Below are 16,408 nucleotides of genomic sequence, written 5' to 3'. Positions count from 1 at the left end.
CCATCGGCTGCCCGCCCAAACCGCGCCATCGAGGTTGCCTTCCCGTGCACACGCTGCTTTTCGGGGTCTCCGGCCTTCCCCTGGGCAATGGGGAGAAGTTTCATTACGCCAGCGGCATCGCCTATCTCAAGGCCTTCGGCCTGGATGCCCTGGAACTGCTGTTCGTGCGCTCCGTCAACGTCTCGGCCCGCAACAGCGCGGCGATCCTGCGCGAAAAGGCGGCCAACGCCTTCCACCTGTCCGCCCACGGTTCGTATTACATCAACCTCAATGCCGCCTCGGCCATCAAGCGGCAGGAGTCGCTGCAACGCATCGCAAGCGGCGCCGAGGCCCTGCGGCTGGTTGGCGGGCGAAGCCTCGTGTTCCATCCCGGGTTCTACCTGGGGAAACCGCCGGCCGAGGCCTGGGAAACCATCAAGGACTGCCTGCGCCGGCTGCCGGATGACGGCATCGACTACCGCCTGGAAACCACGGGCAAGGGAACGCAGTGCGGCACCGTCCCCGAGATCGTGGCCCTGTGCCGGGAACTCCCGGCCTGCAAGCCGTGCATCGACTTCGCCCACATCCACGCCCGGCAAAACGGCGGCCTGCGCACCTACGCCGATTTCGCGCACATCCTCGACGCCCTGCTTGAGGGATTGGGCCGGGCCGCCCTGGACGACCTGCATATCCACATGGGCGGCATCGCCTACGGCCCCAAGGGCGAAAAACACCATCTGCCGCTTGCGGACAGCGACTTCAACTACAAGGCCTGCCTGCAAGCCCTGCGCGATTACGCCGTCAAGGGCTGCGTCATCTGCGAAGGGCCGCGCCTGGAATACGACGCCATCCTCCTGAAGAATGCCTACCACCGGCTGTAGCGGCCTCAGGCCCCCCGGCCGGCGAAGTCGGCCCCGTCCAGGAGGATGGTCACCGGACCCCAGTTGACCAGGGACACGTCCATGTCCGCGCCGAAACGGCCCGAGGCGACCTGGCCCGGCAACAGCCCGGCCGCCCGGGCCACCAGGGTTTCGTAAAGCGCCTCGGCCACGGCCGGCGGGGCGGCGTCGGCAAACGACGGCCGGCGGCCCTTGCGGCAGGCGGCGTAGAGCGTGAACTGCGACACCAGCAGCAATTGCCCCCCGCTTTCGCGAAGGCTCACGTTGCATTTGCCCTCCGCGTCCGGAAAAATCCGCAGGTCCAGGGCCTTTTCGAGCATGGCCCGGCAGACGGGGCCGTCGGCGAAGCCCGGCCCGTCGTCGCGGCCGAAGCCGACCAGGGCCAGGAGACCCGGCCCGATGGCGGCCACGTCCTGGCCGGCCACGGCAACCGTAGCCTGGCGGACCCGTTGCAGCACGAGGCGCATCTCCCCCACTCCCTCTCAATAACGGTACAAATCCAGGCAGGCATCCCGCAGCACGCCGCCCACGACCTCGATGGCCGCCGGGGAGCGCTGCGTCAGGTACCGGCTGTCCACCGGGGACCATCCCCTCGGCGGGACGAGCCCGGGCAGGCAGCCTCCTTCCCCTTTCCGAAGGTTACGGCTCTGCCGGCCCTGCCGCCTCTCCGCGCAGGGCCGCTTCGATGGCGGCGGCCAGGTCGCGGCGCAGCACGGGCTTGAGGAGCATGTCGCGAATACCGATGGCCCTGGCGCTTTCGCGGCTCATGGTCTCGCTAAACCCCGTGAGCATGAGCACCGGCAGATCCGGCCGGATGGCCAGCGCCCCCCGGGCCAGATCGGCGCCGGTCAGTCCCGGCATGTTCTGGTCGGTCACGAGCAGGTCGAAGGCGGCCGGATCGGCGCGCACAAGGGCCAGGGCCAGGTGCGGATCGGTCTCGGCCCGGACGTCGTAGCCCAGGGATTCGAGGAGTTCTCGGCCGATTTCGGCCAGGGCCTCCTCGTCGTCCACGAACAGCACGCGGCCGCGACCCCGTTGCGGCGGCAGGTCGGGGGCATCCGCCGCCTCACCGGCCTCGGCGGCCAGGGGCAGAAAGACCTCGAAGGTCGCGCCGGCGCCGAGCGTGCTTTTGACCTTGATGTCGCCGTGATACTTGCGCACCACGCCGTGGGCCACGGAAAGCCCCATGCCCGTGCCCTCGCCGGGCTTTTTGGTCGTAAAAAACGGGTCGAAGATGCGCTCCAGGATGTCGGCCGCAATGCCCGGCCCGCTGTCGCGCACCCACAGCCGCAGGCAGTCGCCGGACAGGGCGTTGCCCCGGAGGGGGCAGGCGGCCTGGGGCACCTCGTCCAGGCCCACTTCCAGCACGCCGCCGGTCTCGCGCATGGCCTGGGCGGCGTTGGTGCACAGGTTCATGATGATCTGCTGGATCTGGGTGGGCTCGGCCAGGATGGCGTCGCGGCCGGGGCGGATGACGTCCTTGATCGCGATGGAATTGGGCACCGTGGCCCGCAGGAGCTTGAGGGTCTCCTTGACCAGCGGCCCCACGCGCAGGGGGTGGGCGCCGGGTTCGGCCTGGCGGCTAAACGACAGGATCTGCAACACCAGGTCCCTGGCCCGCCGGCAGGCGGACAGGATGTGGCTCACGCGCCGGGCCACGGTGGAATCGGGCTCGGCGTCGCCTTCGAGCATCTCGGCAAAGCCCATGATGATGCCGAGGATGTTGTTGAAGTCGTGGGCGATGCCGCCGGCCAGGGTGCCGATGGCCTCCATTTTCTGGCTCTGGCGCAGGCGCTGCTCCAGGTTCTTGCGCTCGGTGATGTCGTGGGCCACGAACACGGTGGCCAGGGCGGCGTCGTCGGCCTGGGTCAAGGGCGAGGCCGTGACCAGGAACTCGCCGCGAAGCCTGGGGATGGACAGTTCCTTGGAGTGGAAGCGGCCGTCGGTCATGGCCAGGATTTCGGTCGAGCGTTCGCCGGGCCGGTCCGGGGAGTCGAACAGAAACGAGCTCTCCCGGCCGACGACGTCCTTGGGCGGCAGGCCCAGGCGGTGGGCCATGGCCAGGTTGAGGCGGCGCACCCGGCACTGCCGGTCGATGACCACGATCATGTCCTGGACGGAATCGAAGGTGCCCTCCCATTCGCGTTTGGCCGAAACGATGAGCCTGGTCACGCGCTCGCGTTCCTCGATCTCCCGGGTGAGCTTGCGGTTGGCCCCGGCCAGGGCGGCGGTGCGTTCGGAGACGAGGGTCTCCAGGCGGTTTTTTAAGGCCGTGAAATCGCGTTCGGCCCGCCATTTGGCGCCCAGGGAGGTGGCGAACTGGCGGATTTCCTGGGGGTGGAAGGGCTTTTGGATGTAGAGGAGCTTGTCGGCCGGGGGCACGCGGGCGGCGATGACGGCCGGATCGACGTCGGTAAAGGCCGTGACCACCACGATCTGCACCCAGGGGTCCAGGGCGCGTATCTCCTCGGCCGCGACCAGGCCGCCGCGCCCGGGCGGCATGCGCACATCGAGAAAGGCGGCGGCGTAGGGCCGGTGTTCGCGCTGGGCGGCGGCCACGGCGGCCACGGCCTCCTCGCCCTGGCGGCAGCAGGTCAGCTCGAACCGGGCCTCGGGCGCGGCCGGCCCCCCGCCACCCAGTCCGTCCAGGCCGTCGAAGACATCCGCGGCCGGGCACAGGATCTCGGTAAACAGATCCAGTATGCGCGGTTCGTCGTCGGCCACCAGCAGACGCATGGGCTCGTTGGTCGTCTTTTTGCCGGCCATGGCGCGCGCACTCCTTCCGGTCGGGGCTTACGGCATTTCGGAACGGTCCAGTTGCTCGGCCGCCGACGGGGTATGGCCGGAGGCGGCGGCCGCAGCCCTGGCCGGTTCCCGGCGCGGCGAAGGGGCCGGTTTGGCGGTGGCCGGACCGGCGCTGGCCGGGGCCGGCGTGAAGGGCTTGGGCGCCGGCGCGGCGGCCGGTTGCGGCTGGACCGCCGATGGGGGTTGGGCCGCCGGTTGCGGCTGGGCGGCCGGCGACGAAGGGGGCGTGGAGGTTCCTGCCGTCTGCGCCTGGGCGGCCGGCGGCGACGCGGGCGCGGCGCTCCCTGCCGTCTGCGGCTGCGCGGCCTGTGGAGACGCGGGCGCGGCAGTTCCTGCCGTCTGCGGCTGGGCGGCCGATTGGGCCTGGGGCGACGGCTGGACGGCCGGCGGTGTTTGCCCCACGGCTTGCGCCGGGGCCGCGGGCTGGGCGGCCGGCCGCGGCCGGGGCGCGGGCTGGGCGGCCGGCGGCGCCTGCACCACCGGGTGCGGCGCGGCGGCCGGCAGGGGTGCCGGTTGCGCCTGGGGCAGCGGCTGGGCCGCCGGCACCGGCGAGACGGCGCTTGGCAGGCTCACTTCCTCCACCATGGACAGGCGGCTTAAATTTTCCTGGGCCACGGGGTAGAAACGCGGGTTGGCGGCGATGGCCCGCTCGAAATATTCCTGGGCCTTGGCCTTGTTGCCGGCTTCCAGGTAGCACACGCCGATGTTGTTGAGAGCGGCCGATTCCGAACCCGCGCCGGCAAAAACGCCGTAGGCCTCGTCGTAGCGGTGCAGCCGGCACAGGGCCAGCCCCAAGTTGTTGGCGATCTTGAGCGATTTCTTGGCCGCGGCGGCCTTGCGGAAGGCGGCCACGGCATCCTCGGTGCGGCCCAGAAGCAGCAGGGCGATGCCGCGGTTGTTTTCCACATCCGCGTCGAAGGTCGCGGCCAGGCAGCGGTCGTAGATGGCCAGGGCGGCCTCGGGGCGGCCGTCGCGGGCCTCGATGGTGCCGAGCAGCGCCGCCGCCCGGGGCAGGGCGGGGTCGCGCTCCAGGGCCTTGGCCAGGTTGGTGGCGGCCTCGGCCTTGGAGCCGCCGAGATAGAGGGCAAAACCCAGGCCCTGCAGGGCCGGGGCGGACTTGGGGTCGCTTTTGAGGGCCTCGCCGTAGGCCAGCACGGCCTTGGGGTACTCGCCAAGGCCCAGGTACAGGTCACCCATGCGGATATGGACCGTCAAGGCCGGCGCGCCGGCCTTGAGGGCTTCGAGATAGAGCCGGCCGGCCTCGCGGGGATCGCCGTGAGCCAGGGCGGCGTCGCCGGCAGCCAGGCTGCCCCCCCCCTGCCCGGTCACGAGGCCGGCGGAGCGGGCCTTGGCCCCGGACCCGCCGCAGCCGGCCAGCCCGGCAAGACAAACGACCAGCCCGGCCATGGCCAGGGCCATGCGCAAACGTCCCTTCACCGCGTCCCTCCCCGTGTCTGCCCGGTACCATAGCAAAGCCGCCGAGGTGGGTAAACACATGCCCGGACCGGTCACCGATCCATGGATCGGGCCGGCGGTGTGGTCCACGATCCGTGGAACGTTTCCGGCCCCTGGGAAGCGGCCCGGGCGGGAAGCCCCGTTGCCACGGCCCCTTGGCGCGAGGCGGGCTGGCCGGCCGGCGCCCGTGCGCTTTTGGCATGAATATTTCATCACTAGGGGAAAACACCCCGGTCATCGGGGAAAGGCCTCCCCATGTCCGCACCCGACACATCACGCAGAAACAACCGGCAAAGCGGCGCGGCGGCCGTGGAAATGGCCATCGGGATGCTGTTGCTCGTGCCCTTGCTGCTGCTGCTGGTCGAGGCGACCCGGGCAATCACGGAATACGCGCAACTGCAAAACGCCGCCATGGAAGGGGCCCGGATGCTGGCCCGGCAAAACGGCGACGACAGCGGGGTGGAGGATTTCATCAAGAACTCCATCCTGACCGACGCCTCCGGCAACGCCCTGATGCAGGGCTCGGACCCCACGGTCACCATCAGTCCGCGCGACAGCAACAACAACGTAACAGTGCAGGTGGACCATGCCTACGCACCCTTTTTCACCAGCAGCTCCGGCGGCGCCAACTCCTTCCTGCCTGGCTCTGATTCGCTCGTTATTTCGGCCAAGACGACCATGGCCTTGCCCGAGAACTGACGGCGACGCGCGCGGCGCCTCGAGCGTGCTGCTGGCCGCGGCCCTGGTCGGGGTCATGGCCGCCGCCGGCGTGGCCGTGGACTATTCCCGGGTGTATGTGGCCCGCAACAAGCTGCAAAACGCCGTGGACGCCGCCGCCCTGGCCGGCAGCCTCAAGCTGGCCGACGACCCGGACGTCGAAAACGGCACGGTGGAAACGGCGGTCAAGGACAACCTGGCCTTAAACGACGCCGCCGCCAAGAACATCGAGGTGGCCTCCGGCGGCGCCACGCGCAGCGTCTGCGTGGACGCCGAGGCCGACGTGGAGATGACCCTGTCCAAGGTCATCGGCACGGACACGGTCACGGTCTCGGCCGAGGCCTGCGCCGGCTACAACGACATCGAGCTGGTCATGGTCCTCGACGCCACGGGCAGCATGAAGGGCACGCCCATCACCAACGTCAAGTCCGCGGCCACCGACCTGGTCAACCTCATCATGCCCTCCGACAACGCGGCCAACACCCGGTCCAAGATCGGCCTGGTGCCGTTTCAGGGCAAGGTGCGCATCGACGGCAACGACCCGGTCACGGCCGAAACCAACCCCGACGGCGTGGGCACCGGCTGCCGCAACGCCGACGGCAGCCTCAACAACGGCAAGCTCAAGACCGAATACAGCAACACCACCTCCAAAAGCTCCATCTTCTACGGCTACACCATCAGCGGCGTGAGCACCTCCACGGACAAGACCTGCTCGGGCATGTCGCCCATCCGAGCGCTTTCCTCGGACAAGTCCACCATCTTATCCAACATTTCGGCCATCAACGCCGGCGCCGTCACCTCGGGCACGCTCATTTCCGAGGGCATCAAGTGGGGCCACAAGGTGCTCTCGCCCGAGGCGCCCTACACCGAGGGCAGCACCGACAAGAAGGTGCGCAAGATCATGATCGTGCTCACCGACGGCGACACCGAGGACGGCCGTTGCGGCGGCAGCTACGCCTCGGCCTCCAAGACCATCAACACCTACTGGACCAACGCCTATTTCGGCCAGGGCCTCAAGCCGACGAGCAGCGCCTCGCCCTACTCCACCCTGTCCACGGCCACGTCCACCCTGGCCCAGATCCCCAGTTGCGTGGACAACGGCAAGCTCAACCAGTACGTGCTCGACGAGGCCAATGCGGCCAAAAACGACGCCAACTACCCGGTGGAGATCTTCTCCATCCGCTTCGGCGACTCGGATTCCACGGACAAGAGCATCATGAAGCAGATCGCCTCGTCCAAGACCGGCACCACCGACCACTACTACGACGCGCCCAGCGAATCGGACATCCAGGACATGTTCAAGCAGATCGGCCAGCAGCTCGGCCAGCGGCTCATGACCAAGAAGGAAGCCACCACCGGCACGCCGTAAGGGAGAAACCGGACCATGTCGCCGCTTACGCCCCCCCGCATCCCGCGACGCCGGCCGGGAAACCAGGAACGAGGCGTCACCACCCTGGAAATGGCCCTGGTGTTACCGGTCTTTTTCATGATGCTCTTCGGCATCATCGAGCTGGCCAACATCCTGCGCATCCAGTTCCAGCTCAACAATGCGGTGTCCGAAGCCGCCCGAACCGCCACCTTGGTGGAAACGACCACGTCGACGGCCAAAAGCTCCGTGGAAAACCTGCTGTCGGCCATCACCCAGAACAACCCCAAGGCCCAAGCGCCCGAATTCAACCTGTCGCCGTCGCCGACCGCCACCTGCAAGGAAACGCCCTGCGACCCCTTCACGGTGCAAGCCAGCTACACCTATTATGCCATCAATCCGCTCATGGAGCCGTTTTTCGACGGGCTGCAACTGTCGGCCTCGGCCAAGCGGATTTCGGAACCGTGGTAGCCAAGGAGAACATGCCATGAAAACCCGCCTGCCCCTCGCCGCCCTGGCCGCCCTGGCCGCCTGGCTGCTCCTGGCCGGCCCGGCCGTCGCCGCGACCAAGGCCAATGTCGTCACCTTCTACCAGTCCTACCTGGAACTGGTCAGCGCCAGCGACTACGTGACGGTCTCGCGCGACCAGCCCGAGGCCTGGGACGCCAAGTTCGACGCGGCGGCCAAGGCCGCCGGCTTCGAGGACGCCGCCGCGGCCCTGGCCGCCGGAGAGGAATTTGCCAGCGACAGCGACGTGGCCGCCCTGCGCCAGTCCGTCAGCGACAAGATCCTCCAGCAATACAAGCCCTACCGGGAATAATCCCCATTCCCGCACGGGAAAAAGGAAAAAGGATGCCCGCTTGCGCAGCCGGGCATCCTTTTTCCGTCTCATGGCCAAGCGCCTTTCGCGCCGCCCCGGCCGCCGCTAAGCCCCCGTCAGCCAGGCCATAAGCGCCAGGGCGGCCAGGATAGCGGCCAGGGCCGCGGCCAGCCGCAGCCCGGTCCCCCGGCCGAAGCCGCCGAGCGGGCCGCCCGAATCGGCCGGGGCCGGGATGATGTGCTCGGCCCGCAGCAGCCGGTAGATCCCGACCAGGGCGGCCAGGCAGATCAGCAGGGCCAGCACGTTGTCCGGGCTGTGGAAAAATTCCCGCAGGCCGCGCCCCGCCGCCGCGAGGCCCGAAGCCAGGCCGGACAGGCCGTCGCGCAGGCCCTGCTGGCGCTCCTGCAATTCCCCGATGGAACGGGCCATATCCTGGGCATCGGGCATGGTCCCCCTCCCCCGCTACTTGTGGAGGCCGCTGAACATCTTGATGAGGCTTATGACCGCCGGGCCCAAAATGACGATCAAAAGCGTGGGAAAGATGAAGAAAATTAGCGGAAAAAGCAGCTTGATCGGCAGCTTGGCCGCCTTTTCCTCGGCCAACTGGAAACGCTTGGTGCGCATGGAGTCGGCGTAGACCCGAAGCGTCTGGGCGATGGAGGTGCCGAACATGTCGGTCTGGATGAGCATGGCCACCAGGCTGCCCATGTCCTCCAGGCCCACCCGGGCGGACAGGTTTTTGAGCGCCTCGCGCCGCGACTTGCCGGCCCGCAACTCCAGGGTCAGAAGCCGCAGCTCGGCGCTTAAAATCGGCTCCTTGTGGGCCAGCTCCAGGCAGACCCGGTAGATGGCCGCGTCCAGGCCCATGCCGGCCTCGACGCACACGACCAGCAGGTCCAGGGCGTCGGGCAGGCCGTGCTGGATGGCTTTTTGCCGCTTTTTCACCCGGGCGTCGAGGAGCCAGCCCGGCAGGTAGAAGCCCACGGCCACGCAGGCCAGCACCACGAACATCTTGTACTGGACCGGCACCCGCCCGGAAAAGGCGGCCAAGGCGCCGAGGCTGAGCCCCACCAGGGCCGCGCCCGCCTTGATGCCCCAATAGATCTCCAGGGCGCCCGGCTGGCGGAAGCCGGCGTGGACCAGGGCGGCCCGGGACTTGGACAGTTCCTTGGCCTCCTTGGGCTTGACGGCCTCGCCGAAGCGCTCGGCCATGCCCTGGGCCAGGCCGGACAGCCAGCCGACAAGGCCCGGCCGCCGCCCCTCGCGCCAGCCGGCCGGGTTGACCACGGCCAGGGCGCGGCTGGCGATCTCCCGGCGCTGGCGCCGCTCATGGCGCATGACGGCCACGGCGTAGGCGGCCAGGCCGACGCTGGCCGACACCAGCAGGGAGATGAGCAGGATGATCACGGCAGGCTCCCCGGTCCCCTAGACCTTGATGCGCACCATTTTACGGATGACCAGGATGCCCATGGTCATCAGCCCACCGACCATATAGAGGAACATGCGCCCCAGGGGCTCGGTGAACAGCAGGCCCAGATAGCCCGGGTTGAGGAACTGCACCGCGCCGCACACGAAAAAGGGCAGCAGGCACAACACCCAGGCGGCCATGCGGCCCTCGGCCGAAAGCACCCGGATGCGGCCCTTGAGTTTGAGGCGCTCGCGGATGAGCCAGGCGATGTTGCCCACGATCTCGGCCAGGTTGCCGCCGGTTTCGTTCTGGATCTTGACCGAGACCACGAAGAAGTTGAGGTCCGGGCAGTCCACGCGGTCCATGAGGTTGTCCAGCGCCACCGTCACGCCCATGCCGAAATTGATCTCGTCCATGGTCTTTTGGAATTCGATGCGGATGGGGTCGGCGAATTCGCCCACGACCATGCCCATGCCGCTGGAAAAGGTGTGCCCGGCCCGAAGCGCCCGGCCGACGAGTTCCAGGGCCTCGGGCAACTGGCGCTCGAACTCCTTCATGCGGGCGGCCTTGCGCATGGCGATCCACTTGAACGGCAGCGTGCCCAGGCCCACGGCCACGGCCATCTGCACCAGCGGGTTGCCGACGTAGATCGAGGCGCCCAGGTAGCCCGTGGCCGCGAAGACCAGGGAGAGCAGGACGAAGACGCCGAGCGGCGCCTTGATGTCGGCCTGGTCGAGCATCTTGTCCACCCGCCGGCTCCAGGCCTGGCGCGAGAGGAAGACGTCGAGCCAGCGCAAGCCGCTGAGCTCATGGCGCTTGACCAGGTCGGCGGTCAGCTCCGGGGCCAATCCCCGGCCGTGGGCCACCTCCTCGATGCGCCGGGCCAGTTCCTTGCCGCTTGTGTCCATGGCCCGGCGGATGACGAAGACCACGGCCACGAACAGATAGACCAGGGCCAGCAGCAGGGACAGGGACAGGATGGACGGCAGTCCGGCGGGTTGGGGCGGCATGGCGGGCGTCCTGGCTCAGGTTTCCACCACGTTTCGTGGATCGAAGATGTTGTCGGGCAGCTTGATGCCCTTGGCCTCGAACTTGGACGCGAACTTGGGCCGGATGCCCCGGGCCAGGAACACGCCCTTGACCTTGCCGTCGCTGCCCACGCCGCGTTGCTCGAAGGCGAAAATCTCCTGCATGGTGATGACCTCGCCTTCCATGCCGGTCAGTTCCTGGAAGCTGACGAGCTTGCGGCTGCCGTCGGAAAACCGCGAGATCTGCACGATGACGTCCACGGCCGAGGCGATGTAGCGCTTGAGCGACAGGGGGGAGATGGACAGGCCGGCCATGGCCACCAGGGTCTCCAGGCGCATGAGGGCGTCGCGGGGGCTGTTGGCGTGCAGGGTGGCCAGCGAACCGTCGTGGCCGGTGTTCATGGCTTGCAGCATGTCCAGGGCCTCGGCGCCGCGCACCTCGCCGACGATGATGCGGTCCGGGCGCATGCGCAGGCAGTTGCGCACCAGGTCGCGCTGGGTGACCTCGCCGCGGCCCTCGATGTTGGGCGGGCGCGATTCCAGGCGCACCACGTGATCCTGCTTGAGCTGCAGCTCGGCCGCGTCCTCCACGGTGACGATGCGCTCGTCGTGGGGAATGAAACCCGACAGGCAGTTGAGCATGGTGGTCTTGCCCGTGCCCGTGCCGCCGGAGATCAGGATGTTGAGCCGGGCCAGGACGATGCCCCGCAGCACGTCGGCGAAGTCCCGGGTCATGGCCCGGAAGCGGATGAGGTCCTCGATGGTCAGCTTTTCCTTGGCGAATTTGCGGATGGACAGCGCCGGGCCGTCGATGGCCAGCGGCGGGATGATGGCGTTGACGCGCGAGCCGTCGGGGAGCCTCGCGTCGACCATGGGCGAGGATTCGTCCACCCGCCGGCCCACCCGGGAGACAATGCGGTCGATGATCTTTTTTAAGTGGTCGTTGTCCTTGAAGCGCGATTCGGTCAGCACCAGCTTGCCCGAGCGCTCCACGTAGATCTGGCGGTAGGAGTTGACCAGGATGTCGTTGACGCTCGGGTCCTTGAGAAAGGGCTCCAGGGGGCCAAGGCCCAGCATCTCGTCCTTGACTTCGCTGATGAGCCGCTCGCGCTCGATCTGGTTAAGCGGCGTCTGGGCGAACTCGTCGCGCAACAGCCGCTCGACCAGCTTGCCGATCTCCTGGCCCAGGGCCGCGCCGTCGAGGGTGTCGAGGAGCGAGAGGTCGATGAGGTCGATGAGCCGGTCGTGGATGCGCGTCTTGATCTCGTAATACTCGTCCCTGTCCACGCCCGGCTCCTTGCGCTCGGGCGCGGCCATGCCCCCCCGGGGGGAACCCTGCCGCAGCAGCGGCGGCCGTCCGCGTTCCATGTGTGTGTGCCTCCGGCGGCCAGGGGAGGCGTTGCCTCCCCTTACCCCCTCCACCGGGGGGCATGATGCCCCCCGGACCCCCTCGCCGGGGGGTTTGTATATTGCAATACCTGGGCCAACGCTTACGACCTGTATTGACCCATTCGCGCCCACCCCACAACCCCCCCCTTCAAGGGGGTCCGGGGGGGATTATCCCCCCCGGCGGGGTGCAGGGGCGGCGCCCCTGCCTCTTCTCATCCCCTGCCGGTCAGGAGTTTGAGGCCAAAAAGCTTGCGCTTGCGTTCCGGTTCCGCGGCCGGGGCCAGGGTCCGGGCCAGGTCGGCCAGGGAGCGCGTGACGGCGGCCTTGGGCGCGGCGTCGAGCAGGGCCTTGCCCTGGTTGATGGCGGCAAGCGTCGTCTTGTAGTCGTTGGGCACCCGCCAGAAGACCGGCAGGGCCAGGGCCTTTTCCATGTCCTCCACGGTCAGGTCGCTCTCTTCCAGGTGGCGGTTGACCACGATCTTGAGTTTTTCCTCGAGCCCGGCCTCGGCGTGGCGGATGTTGTCCAGAAACCGGCGCACGTTGGCCAGGCAGGGCAGGTTCTGCACGCACACGAGCACGATGGCGTCGGAGATGTCCATGACCTTGAGGGTGATCTCGTCGAGGTACATGCCGAGGTCGATGACCACGGTGTCGAAGACCTGGCGCATGAGTTCCAGGAGCTTGGAGATGTTTTCCGGCGAGGCCATCTGCAGGTCGTCCAGGCGGCTGGGCGGGGCCAGCAGGTACAGGCCCGATGCGTGGCGCGACATGACGCTCATGAGGTAGGTGGCGTCGAGGCGGGCGATGTTGCCGAGCACCTCGCCCCAGTGGTACTTGGGGGCGATGTCCAGGAACAGCTGGGCCTCGCCGAAGGGCAGGTTCATGTCCATGAGGGCCACGGTGGCGCCTGGCTTGTGGCCAAGGCAAGCGGCGGCCAGGTTCACGGCCATGGAGGTGGTGCCGACCCCGCCCTTGGCTCCGAACACGTTGATGATGCGGCCCTGCTTGCCGCCGCGCGCCCCCTGGCGGCCTTCGCGGCGGGCCTTGAAGCGCCACAGGGCCATGCGCACTTCCTCGTGGCTGACGGGCTGGGGAAAGAACTCGCGCACGCCCTGGCGCATCAGCCGCATGAGCACCTCGGCGTCGTAGGCGGCGGCGGTCAAAAACACCTCGCGCTCGCCCCGCCGGGACACGACCTCGGCCAGGGCCGTCAGTTCCGCCTCGCCGCCGTCGGCGCCGATCTCGCGCACGAGCAGGTCGGCGTATTCCTCGCCGTCGCCGAGCACCTCGAAATCGCCGTCCTCGGACAGGCATTCCTCGAACACCCTCCTGACCGCCTGGCCGCCCAGGTCCAGATACGCCGTGATCTTCTCGTGTGCGCTCATGGGCGCTCCCGCCGGGTCCGGCCGCCTGGTGCCGCGTCCTCGAACCATGCCGCCCGCGTCGAGGCCATTACCGGACTGTCCTTACATTTTTTTAAAACCACCGACATGCTTTGCCAAGGGCACCCTACCAGGACGGCCGTCATTTGAGGATGTTGAGGATCGGGGCCGGGGTGGCGTCCTTGTCCGACGGCTTGGCCTTCTGGTAGCGGTCGTAGGCCAGGGCCGTCTTTTCCCCGTCGAGCCCCACGACCGGCGTATCGTCGCCAGCCGCCGGATCGAGCTTCTGGTTGTCAAATACCGCATGAAAGGATTTGCCGTAATCCCAGGCACGTTCCTTCTCGGCCTGGCAACCGGCCAAAAGCCCGGCCCAACCGGCCAGGACGGCCAGGGCGACAACGGTGGCGCAGCGTTTCATGGCGGTCTCCTCCCTTCCCGCTTACGGTTCGGTTCTGGGCCGGCCGGCGGCGGCGATGGGCACGGCATGGCCGAAATCACCGTCCAGGGAGGCCGCGCCGGCCACGATGGGCCCGCCGCTCCCCGCGGCCTTGGCCTTGTCGTCGCGCGTGATGCCCAGGAAAAACTCCAGGTCGTCCGGCTCGTGGCCCGAATCCGTGGGCAGGCTCACGGCCTTCTTGTCCAGGGGCTTGACCAGATGGGCGGTGATGAGGATCACCAGCTCCGACTGGTCCTTCTGGAACTGGGAGCTTTTGAACAGGTTGCCGAGCACCGGGATGTCGCCGAGCACGGGGTACTTGTCCACGGTGTTGCGCGACTGCTCGTTGAGCATGCCGGCCACGGCGAAGGTCTGGCCGTTTCGCAGTTCGATGGTGGTGGAGGTCTGGCGGGTGTTGATGGCCGGGATGGGCGAGCCGAGGATGGTAATGGCCCGGGTGTAGTCGAGGTTGGACACCTCGGGGCTGACCTTGAGGTTGATGCGGTCGCCGCCGACCAGCGTCGGGGTGAAGTTGAGCTGCACGCCGAACTTCTTCCATTCGATGGTGGTGGTGCCAAGGCCCGAGGCCACGGGCACGGGGATCTGGCCGCCGGCCAGAAAATCCGCCGACTGGCCGTTTAAGCAGACGAGGTTGGGTTCGGCCAGAATCCGCACCAGGCCGTTTTCCTTGAGCATGTCCAGGACGGCGGTCATGGCCGTGTTGCCCGGCCCGCCCCAGTTGGTGTTCCAGCGGGCCACGGCCGTGCCCTGGTTCATGGTCATGGTTTCCTTGTTGGGCGTCTGGTTGAACTCCCGATAGGCCAGCTGGATGGGGGAGGATTCGTAGCTGGCCGAGCTGTCCGAGGACGACGTGGTTTTCATGGTCACGTACTGGTAGGCGTTTTGCACCGTGTCCACGTTGAACATGCTCGACGCCACGGTGGTGAGGGAGCCGATGAGGGTGTAGGCGAAGTTGCCGTCGCCCACGGCGCTCAAGTTGATGCCCATGCGGTTGACCACGGACTTGGTCATCTCGGCCACGCGCACCTCGAGCATGATCTGCTGCACGCCGCCCACGGTCAGGAGGTTGAGTACCTTTTTGGGGGCGTAGACCTCGGCCAGGGCCAGGGCCTTTTTCAGGTTCTCGGCGTCGCGCACGGTGCCGGACAGGGCGATGGAATCCTGGCTGGCCATGACCTCGATGCCGGGCTCGCCGGGCATGACGTCGTGGAGGGCGCGTTTGAGGCGCGAAATGTCCGGGGCCACGTCCAGGTCGTAGACGGCCCGGACCTTGTCGCCCTTGTCCCACAGGGTCAGGTTGGTGATGCCGGGGGCGCGGCCGGTCACGTAGATCTGGCGCGGCGAGAGCAGTACGAAATCGGCCACCTCGGGCTGGGCCACCGAGACCCGGGTCACGTCCACATCGCTTTGCAATATCACGGACTTGCCGATGGTCAGGGCCAGGCGGGGGGCGTTTCTCACGGCCACGGGCCCCACCCCGCCCGGCGCCGCGAAGGACAGGCCGGTGAGGGTCACGACCAGGGCGCAGGCCACGATCCTGGCGAACCAGGCGGCGCATCTACGGCTGTCCATGCTGCTTCTCCTTTACCGGCGCCCCGCCCAGGTCGTCGAGCTTCACGCGCTCGCGCTCGGTGCCCCGGATGATTTCGATGCTGACTTCGGCCGGCTGGGGCTCCGGCTCCGGCGGGGCCGCGGCCGGCGGCGGCGCGGCGGCGAAGGCTTCCAGGCTCTTGGCCACATCGGCTCCAGACGTGGGCACCACGTCCTCGTCGCCGGGCTTGCGCAGGGCCAGGTGCATGCTGCCGAGGTCGGCGGCCAGGGCCAGGCGCTCGGCCTCCTCGGGCGTGACCATGAGCGTGAAAAAATCGGTGTTGGCCAACTCCTCGCGGCCGTCCTTGCCGCGCTTGGCCTCGAGCTCCGTGCCGGTGGTCAGGACCAGGACGTTTTCCAGGATGACCTTGTTGACCTTCTCGTCGTTTTTCCCGGGCTGGGAGTAGGTCACCAGCACGTCGACCCGGCTGCCGGGCGTGATGTGGCCGCCGGAGCCCATGACCTTGGTGCCCTTGACCGTCAGCGCCCGCTTGCCGGGCTCGACCAGGGTTTCCAGGCCGCCGCCGGTGGCGCCCTTGGGCAACAGCTTGTCCGGGGTGATGGGATCGTCCTGGGAGATCTCCCGGGCCGTGACGCGCCCCACCGCTTCCGTGGCCTCGCGCAGGGCGCCAAGGGGCGCGGCGTCGGCGTCGAAGGCCTTGAGCCGCACCATGCCGGCATCCAGGCGCGCGCCCTTGGGCACGCTGCGGGCGGCCACCAGCACCTCGATCTTCTTGACGGCCACGGCCGGCGCCGCCGTCTGGGACGGGCCGCGCACGGAAGACAGCCAGCGTATGGTCAGCAGCCCGGCCACCAGGGCCAGGATCACGGCCACGATCAGGTGCGGCATCGCCTTGGATTTCATTGGGGCCTCCGCCCGTGCCTTCCCGCCGCGCCGTGGCGCCGGCGGCCTCCCGGGAGAAACTGACTCTTTAACTTTGTTATACGCTGGTACGGCCCTTTACGGGCCCGGCCGCGCCTTCCCCCGTGACCGGCCGGCGAGGCCTGGGGCCGGCTGCGCTTGCCTGGCCGGCCCGCCGCCGGCCGGCCGCGCGCCCGGGACACACCGGGGCGTCCGGGATGCAGCAAGAAGCCTGCCAATCCTCTCCGGCC

At 68.3% G+C, this 16,408-nt stretch carries 16 protein-coding genes; 5 read left to right on the top strand and 11 right to left on the bottom strand.

The window, feature by feature from the left end:
• Positions 1 to 44 precede the first annotated feature (44 nt).
• Entirely contained in the window at positions 45 to 860 is an 816-nt protein-coding gene (locus ACP59X_RS06350; RefSeq protein WP_428566493.1) for a TIM barrel protein, read from the top strand.
• A gap of 5 nt (positions 861 to 865) precedes the next feature.
• Here the strand turns inward: ACP59X_RS06350 and dtd are convergent, their stop codons facing one another.
• The 3 genes from dtd to ACP59X_RS06335 all read right to left on the bottom strand — a co-directional run bounded on the left by dtd (position 866) and on the right by ACP59X_RS06335 (position 5,120).
• Positions 866 to 1,345, bottom strand: a complete 480-nt coding sequence (dtd, locus tag ACP59X_RS06345; protein ID WP_428566489.1) for a D-aminoacyl-tRNA deacylase — start codon at positions 1,343 to 1,345, stop codon at positions 866 to 868.
• A gap of 172 nt (positions 1,346 to 1,517) precedes the next feature.
• Positions 1,518 to 3,644 carry a hybrid sensor histidine kinase/response regulator gene (locus ACP59X_RS06340; RefSeq protein ID WP_428566486.1) on the bottom strand — a complete coding sequence of 709 codons (2,127 nt, stop codon included), beginning with the start codon at positions 3,642 to 3,644 and terminating at the stop codon, positions 1,518 to 1,520.
• Between the two features lie 27 nt (positions 3,645 to 3,671).
• Entirely contained in the window at positions 3,672 to 5,120 is a 1,449-nt protein-coding gene (locus ACP59X_RS06335) for a tetratricopeptide repeat protein (protein WP_428566483.1), read from the bottom strand.
• A 273-nt stretch (positions 5,121 to 5,393) separates the two neighbouring features.
• Between ACP59X_RS06335 and ACP59X_RS06330 the strand changes: the two genes are divergently transcribed.
• Genes ACP59X_RS06330 through ACP59X_RS06315 form a run of 4 tightly spaced genes read left to right on the top strand, consistent with a single transcriptional unit; the run spans position 5,394 to position 8,041 of the window.
• Positions 5,394 to 5,837 (top strand): TadE/TadG family type IV pilus assembly protein, encoded by a 444-nt coding sequence (locus ACP59X_RS06330; RefSeq protein WP_428566481.1) that lies wholly within the window; start codon positions 5,394 to 5,396, stop codon positions 5,835 to 5,837.
• A 25-nt stretch (positions 5,838 to 5,862) separates the two neighbouring features.
• Entirely contained in the window at positions 5,863 to 7,224 is a 1,362-nt protein-coding gene (locus tag ACP59X_RS06325; RefSeq protein WP_428566477.1) for a pilus assembly protein TadG-related protein, read from the top strand.
• Between the two features lie 15 nt (positions 7,225 to 7,239).
• The gene (locus ACP59X_RS06320; protein WP_428566474.1) at positions 7,240 to 7,692 is read left to right on the top strand and encodes a TadE/TadG family type IV pilus assembly protein; all 453 of its coding nucleotides are present in this window, start codon (positions 7,240 to 7,242) and stop codon (positions 7,690 to 7,692) included.
• A 16-nt stretch (positions 7,693 to 7,708) separates the two neighbouring features.
• Complete coding sequence (locus ACP59X_RS06315; protein ID WP_428566471.1) at positions 7,709 to 8,041, top strand: hypothetical protein; 333 nt, start codon at positions 7,709 to 7,711, stop codon at positions 8,039 to 8,041.
• Between the two features lie 105 nt (positions 8,042 to 8,146).
• Here the strand turns inward: ACP59X_RS06315 and ACP59X_RS06310 are convergent, their stop codons facing one another.
• From ACP59X_RS06310 to cpaB, 8 genes are all read right to left on the bottom strand, one after another.
• Entirely contained in the window at positions 8,147 to 8,488 is a 342-nt protein-coding gene (locus ACP59X_RS06310; protein ID WP_428566469.1) for a hypothetical protein, read from the bottom strand.
• A gap of 15 nt (positions 8,489 to 8,503) precedes the next feature.
• Complete coding sequence (locus ACP59X_RS06305) at positions 8,504 to 9,448, bottom strand: type II secretion system F family protein (protein WP_428566464.1); 945 nt, start codon at positions 9,446 to 9,448, stop codon at positions 8,504 to 8,506.
• An 18-nt stretch (positions 9,449 to 9,466) separates the two neighbouring features.
• A complete protein-coding gene (locus tag ACP59X_RS06300; protein WP_428566459.1) occupies positions 9,467 to 10,459 on the bottom strand; it encodes a type II secretion system F family protein in 993 nt (330 codons plus the stop codon).
• A 15-nt stretch (positions 10,460 to 10,474) separates the two neighbouring features.
• Complete coding sequence (locus ACP59X_RS06295; protein ID WP_428566456.1) at positions 10,475 to 11,845, bottom strand: TadA family conjugal transfer-associated ATPase; 1,371 nt, start codon at positions 11,843 to 11,845, stop codon at positions 10,475 to 10,477.
• A gap of 233 nt (positions 11,846 to 12,078) precedes the next feature.
• On the bottom strand, positions 12,079 to 13,251 hold the full coding sequence (locus ACP59X_RS06290) for a CpaE/TadZ family protein (protein ID WP_428566451.1): 1,173 nt from the start codon (positions 13,249 to 13,251) through the stop codon (positions 12,079 to 12,081).
• A 139-nt stretch (positions 13,252 to 13,390) separates the two neighbouring features.
• A complete protein-coding gene (locus ACP59X_RS06285; protein ID WP_428566448.1) occupies positions 13,391 to 13,666 on the bottom strand; it encodes a hypothetical protein in 276 nt (91 codons plus the stop codon).
• A 21-nt stretch (positions 13,667 to 13,687) separates the two neighbouring features.
• Positions 13,688 to 15,277, bottom strand: a complete 1,590-nt coding sequence (locus ACP59X_RS06280; protein WP_428566445.1) for a type II and III secretion system protein family protein — start codon at positions 15,275 to 15,277, stop codon at positions 13,688 to 13,690.
• A complete protein-coding gene (gene cpaB / locus ACP59X_RS06275; RefSeq protein WP_428566437.1) occupies positions 15,264 to 16,160 on the bottom strand; it encodes a Flp pilus assembly protein CpaB in 897 nt (298 codons plus the stop codon). The genes ACP59X_RS06280 and cpaB overlap by 14 nt, the downstream gene beginning before the upstream one ends.
• Between the last annotated feature and the right edge of the window lie 248 nt (positions 16,161 to 16,408).

Source organism: Solidesulfovibrio sp. DCME, from assembly GCF_049995385.1.
GTDB lineage: Bacteria > Desulfobacterota > Desulfovibrionia > Desulfovibrionales > Desulfovibrionaceae > Solidesulfovibrio.
This window is presented reverse-complemented; position numbering and strand designations above follow the sequence as displayed.